This is a genomic window from Cohnella herbarum (genome assembly GCF_012849095.1).
GTDB classification, from domain to species: Bacteria; Bacillota; Bacilli; order Paenibacillales; family Paenibacillaceae; genus Cohnella; species Cohnella herbarum.
In genome coordinates, this window is record NZ_CP051680.1 from 6,709,971 (window position 1) to 6,724,723 (window position 14,753).

Annotated in this window: 17 protein-coding genes and 2 tRNA genes; 10 read left to right on the plus strand and 9 right to left on the minus strand. The window is 50.0% G+C overall.

What is annotated here, in order from left to right:
• Positions 1-232 precede the first annotated feature (232 nt).
• From HH215_RS28335 to HH215_RS28355, 5 genes are all read left to right on the plus strand, one after another.
• Positions 233-1,288, plus strand: a complete 1,056-nt coding sequence (locus tag HH215_RS28335; protein ID WP_375140466.1) for a phosphodiester glycosidase family protein — start codon at positions 233-235, stop codon at positions 1,286-1,288.
• A gap of 70 nt (positions 1,289-1,358) precedes the next feature.
• Positions 1,359-1,535, plus strand: a complete 177-nt coding sequence (locus HH215_RS28340; RefSeq protein ID WP_169282943.1) for a hypothetical protein — start codon at positions 1,359-1,361, stop codon at positions 1,533-1,535.
• Positions 1,532-1,699: a hypothetical protein gene (locus tag HH215_RS28345; protein WP_169282944.1), complete on the plus strand. Its 168-nt coding sequence runs from the start codon at positions 1,532-1,534 to the stop codon at positions 1,697-1,699. The genes HH215_RS28340 and HH215_RS28345 overlap by 4 nt, the downstream gene beginning before the upstream one ends.
• A gap of 26 nt (positions 1,700-1,725) precedes the next feature.
• Entirely contained in the window at positions 1,726-2,178 is a 453-nt protein-coding gene (locus HH215_RS28350; RefSeq protein WP_169282945.1) for a VOC family protein, read from the plus strand.
• 19 nt (positions 2,179-2,197) lie between these two features.
• Positions 2,198-2,899, plus strand: a complete 702-nt coding sequence (locus HH215_RS28355; RefSeq protein ID WP_169282946.1) for an SDR family oxidoreductase — start codon at positions 2,198-2,200, stop codon at positions 2,897-2,899.
• 66 nt (positions 2,900-2,965) lie between these two features.
• Here the strand turns inward: HH215_RS28355 and HH215_RS28360 are convergent, their stop codons facing one another.
• From HH215_RS28360 to HH215_RS28375, 4 genes are all read right to left on the minus strand, one after another.
• Positions 2,966-3,574, minus strand: coding sequence for a DUF3298 and DUF4163 domain-containing protein (locus HH215_RS28360; protein WP_169282947.1), 609 nt, complete (start codon positions 3,572-3,574; stop codon positions 2,966-2,968).
• A 72-nt stretch (positions 3,575-3,646) separates the two neighbouring features.
• Positions 3,647-5,581 (minus strand): sensor histidine kinase, encoded by a 1,935-nt coding sequence (locus HH215_RS28365; protein ID WP_169282948.1) that lies wholly within the window; start codon positions 5,579-5,581, stop codon positions 3,647-3,649.
• Positions 5,578-7,539 carry a sensor histidine kinase gene (locus HH215_RS28370; protein WP_169282949.1) on the minus strand — a complete coding sequence of 654 codons (1,962 nt, stop codon included), beginning with the start codon at positions 7,537-7,539 and terminating at the stop codon, positions 5,578-5,580. Before HH215_RS28370 ends, HH215_RS28365 begins: the two co-directional genes overlap by 4 nt.
• A gap of 91 nt (positions 7,540-7,630) precedes the next feature.
• Positions 7,631-8,290 (minus strand): response regulator transcription factor, encoded by a 660-nt coding sequence (locus HH215_RS28375; protein ID WP_169282950.1) that lies wholly within the window; start codon positions 8,288-8,290, stop codon positions 7,631-7,633.
• Between the two features lie 191 nt (positions 8,291-8,481).
• On the opposite strand from HH215_RS28375, the gene HH215_RS28380 reads away from it, so the two are divergent.
• Both HH215_RS28380 and HH215_RS28385 read left to right on the plus strand, forming a co-directional pair.
• On the plus strand, positions 8,482-9,636 hold the full coding sequence (locus HH215_RS28380) for an HD-GYP domain-containing protein (RefSeq protein ID WP_169282951.1): 1,155 nt from the start codon (positions 8,482-8,484) through the stop codon (positions 9,634-9,636).
• Positions 9,637-9,711: 75 nt separating this feature from the next.
• Positions 9,712-9,787 (plus strand) — tRNA-Thr (locus HH215_RS28385).
• Positions 9,788-9,899: 112 nt separating this feature from the next.
• Here HH215_RS28385 and HH215_RS28390 read toward each other — a convergent pair.
• Together HH215_RS28390 and HH215_RS28395 are read right to left on the minus strand one after the other, a co-directional pair.
• Positions 9,900-10,601 (minus strand): class F sortase, encoded by a 702-nt coding sequence (locus HH215_RS28390; protein WP_254450253.1) that lies wholly within the window; start codon positions 10,599-10,601, stop codon positions 9,900-9,902.
• Positions 10,602-10,663: 62 nt separating this feature from the next.
• Complete coding sequence (locus HH215_RS28395) at positions 10,664-10,984, minus strand: hypothetical protein (protein ID WP_169282952.1); 321 nt, start codon at positions 10,982-10,984, stop codon at positions 10,664-10,666.
• A gap of 211 nt (positions 10,985-11,195) precedes the next feature.
• Between HH215_RS28395 and HH215_RS28400 the strand changes: the two genes are divergently transcribed.
• Positions 11,196-11,891, plus strand: coding sequence for a polysaccharide deacetylase family protein (locus HH215_RS28400; protein WP_169282953.1), 696 nt, complete (start codon positions 11,196-11,198; stop codon positions 11,889-11,891).
• 526 nt (positions 11,892-12,417) lie between these two features.
• A tRNA-Thr gene (locus HH215_RS28405) sits at positions 12,418-12,493 on the plus strand.
• Positions 12,494-12,562: 69 nt separating this feature from the next.
• Here HH215_RS28405 and sda read toward each other — a convergent pair.
• The 3 genes from sda to HH215_RS28420 all read right to left on the minus strand — a co-directional run bounded on the left by sda (position 12,563) and on the right by HH215_RS28420 (position 13,897).
• Positions 12,563-12,736: a sporulation histidine kinase inhibitor Sda gene (sda, locus tag HH215_RS28410; RefSeq protein ID WP_169282954.1), complete on the minus strand. Its 174-nt coding sequence runs from the start codon at positions 12,734-12,736 to the stop codon at positions 12,563-12,565.
• Positions 12,737-12,853: 117 nt separating this feature from the next.
• Positions 12,854-13,414 (minus strand): ImmA/IrrE family metallo-endopeptidase, encoded by a 561-nt coding sequence (locus HH215_RS28415; RefSeq protein WP_169282955.1) that lies wholly within the window; start codon positions 13,412-13,414, stop codon positions 12,854-12,856.
• A 78-nt stretch (positions 13,415-13,492) separates the two neighbouring features.
• Positions 13,493-13,897 carry a helix-turn-helix domain-containing protein gene (locus HH215_RS28420; RefSeq protein ID WP_169282956.1) on the minus strand — a complete coding sequence of 135 codons (405 nt, stop codon included), beginning with the start codon at positions 13,895-13,897 and terminating at the stop codon, positions 13,493-13,495.
• Between the two features lie 263 nt (positions 13,898-14,160).
• On the opposite strand from HH215_RS28420, the gene HH215_RS28425 reads away from it, so the two are divergent.
• Complete coding sequence (locus tag HH215_RS28425) at positions 14,161-14,727, plus strand: sigma factor-like helix-turn-helix DNA-binding protein (protein ID WP_254450254.1); 567 nt, start codon at positions 14,161-14,163, stop codon at positions 14,725-14,727.
• The last annotated feature ends 26 nt before the right edge of the window (positions 14,728-14,753 follow it).

Sequence of the window (14,753 nt, forward strand, 5' to 3'; positions counted from 1 at the left end):
AGCTTCCTTGACGGTCTTCTCGCCGTTGTCGTTCCTAGGCGGTATAACTGACTTCCTTCAAGTGACGCAACAACATTAGCGCTTATCTCGTATATAGGAGGTGCGAGATTAACAATTACGAAGGAGCGTGGATGCCTTGGCACCTTTGCCACCTAGATCAACTAAAACGGCGTCAGCTTCGATTGGGGGAGTCGCGCGGCGAGACAAGAAAGCTCCGCGGCGGAAGCGGTCTTTGCTATGGCGGCTTTATAAGATTATGTTCGTATCGGGGTTTACGATCGCGGTATTGTTCTCGGGATGGTTCTTCTTAACGCCTTCCGGAAACGAGTACCGTTACATGTTAGCCGATTCGTTAATTACGACCCAGCACCGGGAATGGGCGAAATACATTATCGGAGAGAAAGCGTTGCGGGAACGCGTCGCCCATTATGTGAATCAGTTCGAACAGATGGGCGAAGAGCGCGATACGCACACGATTCCGACGGATTCCGAGCAAGGTGGAACGGTGGATTCGGAACCGGATAAGCTTACGACCATCGAGGAAGTGGATGGCGAAGGGTACCATGGGTTCCTGCTGACCGTGCGGGATCCGAAGAAGGTGAGGCTTGTCGTTCCGAACAAGAGGGGGCGCGGGGAGAAGGTTTCCAGCATGGTGAAGCGCACGGGAGCGATCGCGGGCGTGAATGCGGGAGGATTCTCGGATCCGAATTGGAGAGGGAATGGATTTAAGCCTATCGGTTTGGTTATTAGCAACGGGAAAATTCTATATAACGGACTGGGAAGCAAGAAAAGCGTTCAAATCGTCGGTATCGACAAACAGGGCAAAATGCTAGCAGGCAAGTATTCCGTTGACGAGCTTATGGCGATGGGGATTGCCGAAGCGGTCAGTTTCTCGCCGAGAATTATCGTGAACGGCAAAGGTTTGATTCCGAACCGCTCGCAAGGCTGGGGAATCGCGCCTCGCACGGTGATGGGGCAACGCGAAGACGGGGCCATCCTATTCTTAATGATCGACGGTCGCCAGCCGGGATACAGCATCGGCGCTACGCTATACGATGCTCAGGAAATTCTGCTCGAGCATGGAGCCGTTATCGCGGCTAACTTGGATGGAGGCTCTTCCACCGTACTGGTTGACGAAAACGGAGATATCGTAAACAAGCCTTCATCCTCTTCCGGTGAAAGATACTTGCCGACCGGCTTCCTCGTATTCGAAGATCCGGATGCGATCGAGGTGCCGAATATTTGGGAAGGGCTGAAGCCGTCGGAGATCGATGCGGGTAAATGGTAGTTGTTGACTCCGTGATTTCGATCGTTTACGATAGGCTGTGAACACGTGTTTACGGAAAGAAGCTGAACACTTGATAAAGACAGAAATGAATGCCATGGAGATCGTCAGGCTGGCCGGAGTATCGCGAAGCACGGTCAGCCTGACGAACATGCTGATCGCGAGTGTTATTGAGAACGCTTACTTTCACACATATTACGTCTTAAGCGATTCGAGTTTTGGGCGAGTACGGCGTTCGGGTGCCGGATGACATTTCGATCATCGGGTTTGACGACGCTTAGGATCGATTTCGGAGCGATGCTAGAGAAGGTGACCGCTTCCTTGATCGAGCATATCGAGCAACGAACGACCGAGTATACCTCGTTCGTGGTTGACATGAAGTTGGTTAAGCGTGATTCATGCAAGCAAGTCTAACCTAACTTAAGAGGAGACGGTCTAGGATGGTCAACAATGCGCTTGGGAATAACGTTATTACGCAAATCGGGTTATTGGTCAACGATATCGAGAAAACGTCGCAGAAGTACGCCGAATTTTTCGGAATCGAGAAGCCGAATTGGTTTTGGACGGATACGGCGGATATCGCGCGGACGGAATACCGGGGCGAGCCGTCGGAAGCTAGGGCGAAGCTGGCTTTCTTCGATATGGGATCGCTGCAGTTGGAATTAATTGAACCCGACCATAATCCGAGCACTTGGCGCGAGTCGCTTGAACGGAACGGAGAGGGGTTTCACCATATTGCGTTCATGGTTAAAGGAATGAAGGAAAAGATCGCGGTATTGGAAGCCGGAGGAATGCAACTGCTGCAGAAGGGCGAATATACCGGAGGACGGTACGCCTATATGGATACCTTCCAAGACCTGAAAGTTCTGGTTGAGCTTCTCGAGAACGATTAAGCTGGCAAAGGGGATTCCAATGAATATTCTAATAACCGGAGCGGGTAGAGGTTTAGGGTTGCAATTAACGAAATTGGCCGTCGAGAGAGGCCACGAGGTGATCGCGTGCATCCGCGAAATATCCGATGCCTCCGAGGGGTTATTTGCATTGGCCGCTCGAAGTCCGGATTTGGTGCACATCGAGCGAATGAACGTGACGCGCGAGGAAGAAGTCGCGGGATTAGCGGAAAAGCTAAGCCAAGATTCGGTGAAGCTGGACGGCGTAATTAACAACGCAGGGGTGTTATTGGGACGGGAACACAAATTAGATACGCTTCCGATGCATCTGCTAAAGCTAACTTTCGAAGTGAATCTGTTCGGTCCGATGTGCGTTGCGAAACATATGGCACCCTTGATGAAGGAGAACTCCGACGCTATGGTGATCAATATTTCATCCGAGGCCGGAAGCATGGCCTTGGCCTATGGCGGCGATTATCCGTACGCGATTTCCAAGACCGCGCTGAACATGTTCTCGAAGCAATTGAACTCAGAGCTGCATCCGCGGGGAATCAGGGTGCTTGCCGTGCATCCGGGATGGATTCGCACGGATATGGGCGGAAACAAGGCTCCGATGGAAGCATCGGAAAGCGCGATGGGAATTCTTGATCTGATCGAGCGTAAGACCAAAGTCAGCGAGGAATTAATCTTCGTGGATCATACCGGGCGATCAATGCCATTATAGTATTTGAAGCGTTAAAAGGCGCGTAACGGGGGAATAAACTTCCTCGGTTACGCGCCTTTTGATATTTTAATACATGAGAATCCCTAACGGTCCATCTTCGTCTATAATGTCTTGAATTTCGAACACGGAGATCGGGAAGTAAGGAAACCCCCACACATAGGGAACGATGGCGTACAAAGGGAAATAGATGACCAAGGATTTGTCGGCGATATAGAAGTCCTGGTCGGGCGTAATTCCCGGATAATCGACGAGCAAAGGTAACTTTCTTGCTTTGATCTGGGTCTGAATGATCGCGTTTAAGCGTGCCTCGTAATTAGAACCGGGCTTAAACAATTGCCCTAACTTGTAGCTGCGGCCGGTGTCGGCATCGAAGGTGAGAGATTTCTGTAACGTATTGCCGTGAGCTCCGCCCGTGAATTCATAGTTAAGCAGCGAAAGGCTGAGCACGCCTCTTTGATTGTTTTTGATCTCGAAGGTGCCATCCATTTGCTGTATGTCTTTGCTTGGAAAGCCTTGCTCCTTCAGCAACTGCTGGTTGGCCGCGGCAATCGCTTTATTCATTGCCTCCTGCGCGGCGGGAGTCGTGCCTCCGTTTACGTAGGGGACGTTAATCTTTACGTTCTTGGCGGTCATCGTTCGGATTCGGATCGGGAGCATCAACGTTTGGCCGTTCATCCTCATTCCCCCTTGCCTATGGGCTGTTGTCATCCCAGTTTATGCAAGGGAATAGATTCGGTTCGCTCGCGGTCAGCTTGCAGGCGTTAGGGGCAGCAACAAAGTAATGACGTAACCTGTCTTCTCATCGTCCGCCGTGATTACGCCGCCTATAAGCGCCGCTTGTTCTGCGATGGCTTGCAAACTGAACCCGAGATCCTTGGCCGAATAATCATGCTCCTCCAAGTGAATTAATTGCATGTTAAGCGTCTTCATATCCGATCGGATGATGAATTGAAAATGAAAAGGCTTGCGAGATCCATGCTTGATTCCTAAACTTAATCCTTCTTGCAAAGTTTGAAATACGATCCTTTTCTGAAACGTGCTCAACGCTAGAGGAAGCAAATCGAATTGACTGTCGACTTGGCAGCCGGTTAGATGCTCCTTCTCCCGGATTAAAGCTCCGATCGAGCCGAGCAAATCATAATAAGAGGCATCGTCGCGAAGCAAACGCACGGATTGTCGAATATCCTCCAGTCCTCTTCTTACGAGGTCTTGGGAAGCTTCGAGCTTCTCTTCGGCTAAGTCATGATCCTTCGCGATCAAACGCTTGGCCGCTTCCAATTGGATAATGGTCGCGCTTAACGTGTGCCCGACCGTGTCGTGAATGCTTCCGGTAATGCGATGCCGTTCTTCTAGAATCATCGCTTCCGCCAACGCTTCCGCATTTTCGCGCATGGATGCTCCCAACTGTTCATGGGCCGTCTCCAATTGCTCAGTTCTCTCTTGGAGCTGTTGCGTGCGGGTTTGTACGACGTTTTCCAAGGAACGGTTAAATTCGGTTAACTGCCGATTCATTCCCGTGTATCGATGCATGATAACGCGGATCAGGCAGACGACGAAGAGGAACAGACCCCAGAACAAGGAATCGGCGGGCAAGCGATGCACCCAGAGCATTCGTTCGTTAAACCATTCGGGTAAATGAAAGATCAGAATAAAGCGGTACATATGGATGAGAGAAATGACGGTTAAGGAAGTAAAGCCGGCGAGCAACCAGATCGATTCTAGATCTTTTCTAGAACGATAGGCCGTCCACAGCGTCCAAGATACGGCTATGAACACCACGGCGAATAGAGGGCCAAACGAATTTATCGTAAAAGAATAATACCACCTCGGATTCGCAAGCGCGGCGATAATGGTAAGAACGGTATCGGCAAGCATCACCCACAGCAAAAAGGAGATCTTACGCCGGTTGATCGTCGGAAATACATGTCGCAGCACTCCGATAAAAGCGAACGTCGCCAACGACAAGCAACTATCATGAAAGTAGGCAAGTTGCGGGATATCCCATATCACCTGCAAAAGAAGGTTGCGAACGAGCGCGGCAAATCCTCCGGAAAACGCGAGAAGAGCGAAGAATAGATAGAGCCTGTCCCGTTGCGTCGCATAGAGTCCGAGCGCGATAATTCCGCTGAATAAGAGCAGGGTTCCCAGAATGAGATTATCCAGATCGTTAATCAGAATGATATTCAGCAAGCTGGATTTATTCCCGATGACGACGGATGCGGCGAGAGGGGAATGCTTCGCGTATTTGACGAGAAGATCGACGTGGTCCGGCGCGGGCAAAGGTACGGCGATCATTTTCCAATGAAATCCCGTGTGTACTTGTTTAGTCTTAAGGATGTAATCGTAGAGGATCGCTCCATCCGCATACGCTTTGATACTCCCGACGCGGAGGACGAATAGTTGAGGATCTGCCCAACCGTTCCGCGGAATCGGTACTCTAATCCAATAAGCTTTCGCGGGAATCACGGTGCCGGGTACATGATCCTGCCAGCCTTCCGAAGGGGGGTGAGCGTCTTCGAAAGAACGAGCGGGAGCCCAGCTCCATCTGTCGGGATTTAACTGTATGGCGTTGCTATCCCTCTGCTGAAAGGCGGTTAAAGCAAGGCCGATGCATAGGATCAAGGCGGTCAAGCCCAATAAAATACGAAATAGAGGGATATGGGTTGTTAGAAAACGGATCATCCTCGGGTCACCTCTTCCGGCTGCGCATGCGCTTGAAAGGGTAAAGTTAGCGTAAGCACGCAACCGGGATTGCCTGGTTCGACGGCCATGTGCCCGCCTAGGTTAGCGACTCTCTCCGACATCGCCTTCAGTCCGAATCCGAAGGTGGAGGGAGTGTAGGTTAGCCCGTCGCTAATCAACCGAAATTGTAACCGAGTGCCGGAGACGGTTAAGGAAAAGTCGAAGCGCGTGCTGCCGCCGTGTTTTAACCCGTTAGTCATCCCCTCCTGCAGCGCTTGATAGAGGACTCTCTTCTGCAGCGTCGTTAGGGAATCCGGCAACGGGTTTATCCGGCTTACGATCGTGACTCCCGTCGTTTGTTCCGTCTCGCGGATTAATTCCTTCAAGGCGGATTGCAGATCGTAGCTGGAAGAATCGTCCCGTAGCAGGCGCACGGAATTGCGGATTTCTTCCAGTCCGCGCCGAACCAAGCTTTGAGAAGCGTCAAGCTTCTCTAGCGCTAAATCCGGATCCCGCTTAAGCAAGCGTTTCGCGGCTTCAAGCTGGACGATCGTGGCGGTTAACGCATGGCCGATCGTATCGTGAATCGTCCCGGTTAAGAGATGCCGCTCCTCCAGAACCATGGAAGAAGCGATCGCTTCCGCGGTTCCTCTCATCGTAATGGTCAACTGGGTATTCGCGTCCCGAAGCTGCGTTTCTCTTTCGAGTAACTCTTCCGTACGCTTGCGGACGTTGGATTCCAAGGAAAGGTTAAAAGCCTTTAACTGCTCATTGATTAAGCCGAACCGAAAAATAATAATGCGAAACAGGCAAATGAGAAATAAGAATAGCGAGATGGACAAGACATCGAAGGGCAGCTTGAAAAGCAAGGGAACTTTCCGTTCAAGCAGAACGTAGAACATCGGCAAATAGGTGCGAAGCACGTGAATGAGAGCGAATGTGCATACGATGAAAAAACCGGCAAGCATCCAAATGGATTCCGGTCCCTGCCTTTCCTGGTAAGCGCTCCATATCGAGTGAAATACGACCCCGGCCGTAACAAGAAACACCGTTAATAGCGGATAGCTAAGCAACCAACCGAACCATTTCATATCCAAGAAGATCGCGCTGAATAAGGTGACGATGACGAAGCCTAAGAGCACCCATCGGATAGCTCGAAGAATGCCAGCCTGCGCGGAACCGAACACTTCAATCATAATGTTGACGAATCCATAGACGCCGAGCGGGAAGATGACGTGCTCCATAAAGCTGACCCATGGCTGATCCCAGATGACTTGCAGCAGGTAATTCCGGGCAATCGAAGCGTAACACCCGCAGAACGCAAGCAAGGCAAAATAAAGATGAAGCCGATCCCGACGAACGAAATACAATCCGAGGGCAACGAACAGGCTGAAGAGAAAGAGACCGGCAAGCAGGAAGGCGTAGGTATCCTTTTGGATGAAATACGTAAAAATATCGCCTTTTCCAACGAAATGAATCGAAGGCAGAGGACGCGAGGAGTCGCGATTGTCGAGCAGGACGTACACTTCCGAAGGGATAGGGGCGGGTAACGGAACCAAGTTCCAATGGTAGAACAGATTCAGCCGATGGTGTTCGGCTTGGGGGTCGTAAGTATAAAGAAGGCGTTGGTTATCGTACACGGATAGAGCGACGGCGTTGAAGATCAATAATTGCGGTTCGCGCGCGGAGCTCTTGTCCAATGGGATTTGCAACCAATATGGACTGCTTGTTTCCAGATTAGGGGATTTGTTCGGATAGGGCAACCATACGCCTCGGGGCGGCGAAGAGTCGTGAAATGAACGGGCGGGAGCCCAAAGCCATCGATCGGATTTCAATCCGGAAGCTTCATCGCTTTTCCCTACGGATCCAAGTCCCCAGCCTATGAGTACAAGGAATCCTAGCAATACCGTTAACGTGCGCAGCAACGGTAGATGATTGCGAATACCGCCTCCGACCAACCTTCATTCCCCCAAGCGATGCAGCCCTTTATAGGTATAAGAATCTGATCTTATTGTAACTCGGGGGCACAACGCGGCACAGTGACGAGGGTCATATGACAGTCATGTCTTTGAGCCAGATCACGGCTTGCGTGCGGTCGTTCGTACCGATTTTATCGTATATCGCGCTGATATAGTTCTTAACGGTTCCCTCGCTCATGAACAACAGTTGCGCGATTTCCCGATTATTGCGTCCTTCGACCATCAAGGCGATGATGCTCATCTCCCGATTCGTGAACTTGAGGTCGGAAGTTCTACCGCGTGCTCGGGCAGGCGGCGTGCGTCCGGGAGACGGAGCGGATAAGCGCGCGGCCAATTTCACGGCAATCGAAGACGGTAGCATGATTTCTCCCCTAGCCGCTTCGCGTACCGCTTGGAGCAGCTTCTCCGCGGGAATGTCTTTCAACAGGAAACCGACAGCCCCGCCAGCCAGAGCGTCGATAATATATTCGTCTTCGTCGAAGGTCGTCAGCACGAGCACCTTCGTATGAGGAGAATCGACGCGCAGCTTCTTGACCGCCTCGATGCCGGTCATGACGGGCATGCGGATGTCCATGAGAACCAAGTCCGGATCGTGAATGGCGACTAGCCGGCAAGCTTCCTCGCCGTTCTCGGCGGTGGCTATGACTTCGATATCGTCCTCTAATTGAAGAATCGTTTGCAAGCCGTCCCTCATGAGCGTTTGGTCGTCCGCGATCAATATTCTTAACATGCGTTTCTCCCCTTTCTTTTCCATTATAGAGGAACATTTAATTTTGAACAGTATAGATGGCAAAACATGCTTACATAATCATGACCGAAGAGGTGACACGCGTCACTGGTCATATGACGGAAGGATTAGATAGGATGAGTACATAAGGCGGGGACAAGCTTACGTCCCGCTTGCGGAAGGGAGTCGAAAGTATGATTATTTTGCATACGAATCAGTGTCGCCCGGGCATGAAGCTGGGGCGATCGATCTATACAGAGCAAGGACACGTGTTGGCGGGAAGAGGATTCGTGCTTACGGCGAACGCGATTAACAAGCTGCAACAGTTAGGATTGCCGTACCTTCATATCGAGGAGCAGGGAACGGAGGACATCGCTCCCGACCAAGCGATCCGAGACGAGACGATCATCGTGCTGCACGGGGCGTTAACGCATGTCATGGAAGAGCTTGCGGGAGGGGCTAAGGAGAAGCTGTCGCCGGCGATCGTGAGATTTTGTTTCGATGCGTCCAAGCTTCTGGTCGACGATCTGAAATCGCGCCGTAACGATCTTTGTTTGCCGGTTCATCTAGCGACCACGCTTGCGGACGGGGACAAGCAGCATTTTCTGGAGCATGCGATGAACGTCGGAGTCTGCGCGACCCGTTTGGGTCTCGATGAGGGTTTGGTTGGCGAAGATCTGCAGGCGTTAGCCATAGGGGCGATGTTCCACGATATCGGCCGGCTCTTGTTGCCCGACGGCTTGAAGGCGAGGGTGACGCAGAACGACAAACAGTACATGACGCACGCCGAGCTCGGATTCAAGCTGCTGCGGGATAGCGGATTTCCGCTGATGGCGGCGCACTGCGCTTTATTCCATCACGAGAGGATGGACGGAAGCGGTTATCCCTTCGGGCTGGAAGGAAGAAAGATACATCCCCATCATCAATGGATCAGCATTTTCGATATGTTCGATACGCTCGTCAATGGACGCGGCAATGGCATTCCGATGCTGCCTCACGAAGCTTTGGAGGTATTGTACGGCGGAGCCGGCTCGCTCTATGACATGGATAAAGTACGCAATTTGCGGGACAATATGGCCTTGTTTCCGAGAGGCACCACGGTGCGCTTAAGCACGGGAGAGCTCGGGGTGGTGTCCGCTCTTCACGAGGATACGAAGCAAAGGCCGATCGTCCGCGTTATCCGCACGCCGGAAGGGCAATTGCTGGCGAAGCCTTACGAGGTGGATCTCAAGAGCAAGCTCGACCTCATGATTAGCGGCGTCGGAAGCGATAAATCGGGTAAGCTGTTAATCGGAAGCGAGCCGGAGCAAAAGGAAAGACGTTCGAACAAAGTGTTCCATCTTGTGTAATTAGCCGATACAAAAAAATCCAGTCGCGAAATTCTTGACTTTTTCTTCGAAAAATCCTATCCTAATATAGGATTTGCTGATGTAGCTCAGCTGGTAGAGCAACGCATTCGTAATGCGTAGGTCGGGGGTTCGAATCCCTTCATCAGCACCACTAATATTTCAATTAAAGCGCACTTTCCGGGTTGTCGGAGGGAGCGTTTTTTTCATTATGTTTAAAATGCAGCCCTCCATCTCTTATGAGAGACCGAGGGCTGTTCATTATTTTATCCGTTAACGATCGACTTATCCATCAGCCGCTTAGTAAAGACGATAAGCCTCTCCTCGTGCTCCCGTTTTTTCCTGCTGTATTTTCCGGTGCACGTAATGAGATTAAGCCGGGGCTCATCCGCATGTCCGAAAATTCTTTGGATGGGTGCTTCGGAAGTTCGGAAGCTCTCGACGGATTCAACGATGAATGGGATAGAATAACCCTTATCGTTCTTTACGATAACGGAATCGCCCTTCTTGAGCTTCTTGAGATCGAAGAAAACGGCCGGACCTTCGTAAGAATCGACATGCCCGTCCATTATCGCGTTTCCGACAGCGCCAGGTAAAATGCCGCTGGATAAGTACCCTACTCTTCCCGTGCTGTTCGGAACTCCCATTTGCCCCTTGCTTGTGACGCTAACGGGTTCGATATCGGCATGAACGTCAATCGCGGGAATGTAAATTCTTGCCGGAGTAATTCCTTTGCTCGCGCTCTTTATCTTGGGTTTCTCGACTCTCTTGAGTTCCTGGACTTTGGGCTCGACGTTAGGGACTTTCGATGCCTGCGGCTCCTTCGACTCCTTCGATTCCTTCGATTCCATAACCTTATTCTCGGTACTCGTAGGGTTCGTGGGTAAATCTTGAACGATTTTCTCGCTCTGGCTCTGTTTGCCGCAATTCGTGCTTCCGACGAGGATAGCGATCGTAAGAACAAGCAAAGGCCATTTTTTCATCATAAAGAATAAAGAGGGGAGATGCTCGATCCCCTCTTTGCGCTCCTTTATTCCGTTTTTTCGCTTGCGCCGCCGAAGCCTGTTTTCGGCAATTCAGTAACGTCTTTTGCTCTCAGGCTTTTTGAGTGGAGGCTCTTCGAGTGAAGGCTTTTCGCATGAAGTTTGCTTGGGTGTTTATGGGCTTTTGTAGCGTGGGCCTTCATTTTTTTCTCATGCATTTTCTTCTCATGCATTTTTTTCTCGTGGGCGCTCTTCATGTGAACTTTGTGCTCGTGTTTTTTCTCCGCCACCGGAGCGGAAGCGTAAGCTGCCGAGCCTGCGGTGAGAAGCATACAAGCGGATACGAACGTGATAACTGCCTTCTTCATTGGATTGCCTCCTTGGGATTTTGAATGAGGGGCTTTTGTCCCCTGAGTCATTATGTCCTTCTGCTCAGCAGAAATGAGAGTGAAACAATTCCAATGTATGAGATCGCGGTATTTTCGAAAGCCTACAGGTATTGTGCATTCGCGTTTAGGATGGTGATTCCTCATTAATCGGAAATATTTGCTGTGTTTCCTTAGCCTTACTGTACTGTTCATGAACAACAAGGCGGAGGCGTTGCCGTTCAAGAAAGATCGATATTATTACGAGAAAAAAGGGGAGATGATTTGGGAAGTCCGAACCGATCATAAGATGATCGCCTTTACGTTCGACGACGGACCGGACAAGGTTCAAACGAATCAGATTTTGGATTTGCTCGAGAAATACGAAGCGAAAGCTACCTTCTTCGTCATCGGCAATCGCGTTACGAAATATCCGGAGATCGTGAAGCGGATCGTGAAAGAGGGGCACGAGGTGGCAAACCATACATATAACCACGTGTATTTCAAAAGTCCCTCTTCGGCACGGATCGTGCAACAAGAAATCGAACGGACCGAGCGGGAAATATATCAAGCGACCGGGAAGAAATCGTCTTTTTTTCGCCCGCCGGGCGGTTTATACGACGATACGATCGTTCAGGTCTCGAATCGTATGGGTTTGGTTCCCGTCATGTGGTCCTGGCATCAGGATACGAGGGATTGGAGTAAACCCGGGGTAAGGAAGATCGGAGACAAGGTCATTCGGAACGCGCGAAACGGGGATATCGTCTTATTCCACGACCATGTTCAAGGGAAGACTCAAACGGTGGAGGCGCTGGGCATCATTTTGCCCGAATTGCGTGCCAGAGGGTATCGGTTCGTCACCGTATCGGAATTGATCAAATCGTCGGTTTCTAAGGAAGTCCGAAAATGATGGAGTAATTGAGCGAGGGGGAACTTGATAAGAGGAACTCGATAAGGGGAACCTTATGTCAAGGGAAACGTCACGTCGCGGAAAACAGACCGAGCCTTGCGAGAAGGTGGCGGTCTGTTTTTCCTCGCTATTGTTAGGGGGAAATGATAGAGTAACCGGGTTTAGTTCGTTAGTTTCAGGCTAACGGAGCCCACAGCCCTTATTCTGCTAAAAAGGACACTTTTCGAAATCTAACGGAAATAGGCGCTCTTATTTTCGTATTTCCAATAAAAATATACTATTTGAGCATGAATAGAGGCTCGTAGTTCCGTTAAAAATTTAAAACGCTTGTTTTCGTCGAAATAGCGTCTTTGGCTTCCGTTAGAAAAACTCACGATTGTTGTTTACGCCATCAACGAATTTTAGTAGATTTTAAGCGTACTCGTCTCGAAGTCAGTCTATTGCGATTACCCTGAAGAAAAATGAAATTGGGTATTGCAAAGCTCGTCCGAAGGTGGTATTATCTTATCTTGTGAGCCATTAATTCGCCGACTTAGCTCAACTGGTAGAGCAACTGACTTGTAATCAGTAGGTTGGGGGTTCAAGTCCTCTAGTCGGCACCATTTACGTAAATCGATCCCTGTTCAGCCCTTGTGCTGTATGGGGATTTTTGCTTTTTATACTACGCTGCATTAATGGAAGTGAGACCGGCTCAGTACTTCTTCAATCGTCAGTTCGCGCTCGATAATCTCTCCCAGAAGGATTTGGATAAACTCATCATCGGGAGATTGCTCGGAAGCTCGGTGAAATTGGTTGATCAGAAAGCTGTCGTCAAGCGTATGAATGCTGTCTCTCAAGTCCCGCACGTTGATCACCACCTTTGTAATGATTTTTAGATGCTGGGAGATTTAATTCTCCTGGAAGCATGATGTGGTTGTATTTTCCATTACCCTGCTTTGTTTAAGAGAAAACATTCCTTAGCGTTAGAGGACCGCGTTTTTATTATGGAATTCCACTTGGAGCAATAGTCTCTGAGCCTCTTGCTTCAAAGCTTCTTCCCATAGAACGGAAGCGAACATTCTACGTTGGATTTGCTCCAATCGTTTGCTCGCAAGTTCATGCGTGACTCCGAAGTGGCTGGCAATGAACTCGCTGGCTTCGTCCATTCGGTCAGGCAGCTTGAGCTCCCTCAACATGAAGAAAGGGGTGGAAGCATACAGCACGAACCGGTTCGCTTCCGCTTCTTGTCCCTCGCAGAAAAGCCGCGGCATCGTCGTCTGATTGCCCGCATGCCGAAGAATGTGGCACAGCTCGTGCAGGAAGTCTTCCCATTGCGATTCCCGTCCTTGCCGCTTATCGATTAAGATGGATCTCAACCCCATATACTCCAGGGCGCGGCTAGTATCTTGCATGAAGTGAACCCACACATCCAGTCTTCCGGCTACGTCGTCGATATTCAATTGGGAGGGGCTCACGATTCCCGATTTCAACCAAAGCTGCTCGATCCATTGTTCCAATGGGGTTGTTCGATAGTGTCGGTACATAGTCCCGTCCTTATTAATGAGAATGTATGTTCGTATTTAATGGGAAAAGAAAAGCCCATTCGGGCTTAGTTGCGAGAACTAACGATTACCTTGCTGATCTCCGGGTTTCCTGCCTTTTTCCTTCTCCTGAATAAACTCCCAGAAGCGTCGCATTTCCTCTTTCCGTTCCTCCGGCGCATTCAAGTAATCTTTGAAAAAAACGCCATGCTCCGGATTGTTGATGAATTCCTCGAATACGGGATACTCCATCGTACCGCCGGAAGAATGTAAGTCCGAGGACGCATTGTCCGTTCTTCCCAGCAAGTAATCCGTTGTGGTGCGGTAATATTCCGCAAAACGGCTAAGCATCTCGGGGTCGGGTTTACGATCGTCCGACTCGTATCGGGAGAGCTGGACGTTGCTTATGCCTAGATGTTTGGCAGCGTCTAGCTGTGATTTACTGAATTTCTCGCGTCGTTCTTTAAGACGTGCGCCTAACGACATCGTAATCTTCCTTCTTTAGTAAGGATACTAATAGTATACCACAATTTCCAAATTGGTAAACTGATTTATTTGCCAAAATGGCAAAATTACAATTGACTTTACCTAATTGGCAATATATGATGGGGTTACATTACCGATTTGGTAATTTGTAGCTTATAAACGCAATCGGTTATTGGTTGGATGTAGAGCATTAGGTGATACCAATTGATTCTTCGAATCTATTATTTGCCAAATTGGCAAAACATAAAAAGGGGAGTGAACCTATGAAAACGATTCGGATAACAGAGCTAGGCCCAGCTACATTAGAGAGCTACTTAGATACAAGGCGGATGCTATTGAGGAAAGCAGACGAGTTATCCTTACTCATCAGCCGACTGGAGCCGGTTAGATCGCTTGAAGAGATGAACGAAATCCTCGCTTTGGATAAAGATCGCCGATTGGTTATCGAAATGATCGGAAGCTGCTCTTACGTCATTGAATGGTTGGAGACGGGGAGAAGGCCGGGCAGTCGAAGAGGCATCGAGCGCCGGGCCGGGTATCAGCGGGAGATCTTAACGGATCCTGCGAAGCTGCCGACGAGTTCGAGATTAGGAAACGAATCGCATGCTTCAATCGAAGAAACCGAGGTTAGTCGATTTCGTCTCGAAGCCGCCCTCCGAGGACTGACCGAAAGGGAACGCAGTTGTTATATGCTCGCCCATGGCGAATGTTACTCTTTTGCCGAGATTGCCGTCTTGCTGAACATTAGCAAATCCAGCGTAGGCACCTACATGACGCGCGCCCAGCGTAAAGTCGCCGACAACGTTAGCTTCCTCATCCTCGTCGGCTAACGGTTGATTGTCAGGTTGTCGTACGG

Bases quoted from the DNA above. Each gene is read 5' to 3' on its own strand.
- HH215_RS28345 (WP_169282944.1), top strand. From the start codon at position 1,532: ATGACATTTCGATCATCGGGTTTGACGACGCTTAGGATCGATTTCGGA.
- HH215_RS28350 (WP_169282945.1), top strand. From the start codon at position 1,726: ATGGTCAACAATGCGCTTGGGAATAACGTTATTACGCAAATCGGGTTA.
- HH215_RS28355 (WP_169282946.1), top strand. From the start codon at position 2,198: ATGAATATTCTAATAACCGGAGCGGGTAGAGGTTTAGGGTTGCAATTA.
- HH215_RS28360 (WP_169282947.1), bottom strand. From the start codon at position 3,574: ATGAACGGCCAAACGTTGATGCTCCCGATCCGAATCCGAACGATGACC.
- HH215_RS28365 (WP_169282948.1), bottom strand. From the start codon at position 5,581: ATGATCCGTTTTCTAACAACCCATATCCCTCTATTTCGTATTTTATTG.
- HH215_RS28375 (WP_169282950.1), bottom strand. From the start codon at position 8,290: ATGTTAAGAATATTGATCGCGGACGACCAAACGCTCATGAGGGACGGC.
- HH215_RS28380 (WP_169282951.1), top strand. From the start codon at position 8,482: ATGATTATTTTGCATACGAATCAGTGTCGCCCGGGCATGAAGCTGGGG.
- HH215_RS28395 (WP_169282952.1), bottom strand. From the start codon at position 10,984: ATGAAGAAGGCAGTTATCACGTTCGTATCCGCTTGTATGCTTCTCACC.
- HH215_RS28400 (WP_169282953.1), top strand. From the start codon at position 11,196: ATGAACAACAAGGCGGAGGCGTTGCCGTTCAAGAAAGATCGATATTAT.
- HH215_RS28415 (WP_169282955.1), bottom strand. From the start codon at position 13,414: ATGTACCGACACTATCGAACAACCCCATTGGAACAATGGATCGAGCAG.
- HH215_RS28420 (WP_169282956.1), bottom strand. From the start codon at position 13,897: ATGTCGTTAGGCGCACGTCTTAAAGAACGACGCGAGAAATTCAGTAAA.
- HH215_RS28425 (WP_254450254.1), top strand. From the start codon at position 14,161: ATGAAAACGATTCGGATAACAGAGCTAGGCCCAGCTACATTAGAGAGC.